Raw genomic sequence first — 591 nt, 5'->3', positions numbered from 1 at the left:
CTAGAGCCTGTTATGAACTGTCGCCAGCCACCCTGGCCAGCAGGAGTCCGACGAAGGCGACCCAATGCCAACCCGTCAAGGTTTCGTTCAAGCGTTCGTAGTCGCGAGCCAGTCGGCGGAAGCGGCCGAGCCGGCCGAAGCTCCGCTCCACGACCCAGCGGCGAGGCAGCAGGACGAAGCCGCGTTTGGCCTCGGCATGCTTGACCACCTCCAGGCGGACGCCTCCGGACGCGGCGGCCTCGGCGGCGGCCTCTCCCGTGTAACCCTGGTCGACGAAGGCGACCTCCACCGTCTCGTCGGTGACCTCGCGGACCGCCTTGACGAGGTCGCCGACCTGGGCCCGATCCTGCTCGTCGGCCGGCGTCGCCTTCAGCGCCAGCAGGTTGCCCAGCGTGTCGACGGCCGCGTGGACCTTCGACCCCTTCTTCTTCTCGGCCCCGTCGAAGCCGGCCCGGCCGCCGCTCTCGGGCGTCGACTGGAGCGTCCGCGAGTCGAGGATCGCCGCCGACGGCTCCGGCCCGCGGTCGGCGAGGAACCTCGCCACGGCCCGGAGGTCGTGTGCGGCCTGCTCGAAGACGCCGGCCCGGAGCC

Annotated in this window: 1 protein-coding gene; it reads right to left on the bottom strand. The window is 71.6% G+C overall.

Going from position 1 to position 591, the window contains the following annotated elements; all coding sequences use genetic code 11:
* Nucleotides 1-10 precede the first annotated feature (10 nt).
* The coding region (locus G6O68_RS32020; protein WP_165253837.1) for a transposase at nt 11-591 on the bottom strand (581 nt) is incomplete at its 5' end.

The organism is Paludisphaera soli (assembly GCF_011064595.1).
Taxonomy (GTDB): Bacteria; Planctomycetota; Planctomycetia; order Isosphaerales; family Isosphaeraceae; genus Paludisphaera; species Paludisphaera soli.
Note: the sequence above shows the minus strand (reverse complement) of the source record. Positions and strands in the feature narration are given on the sequence as shown.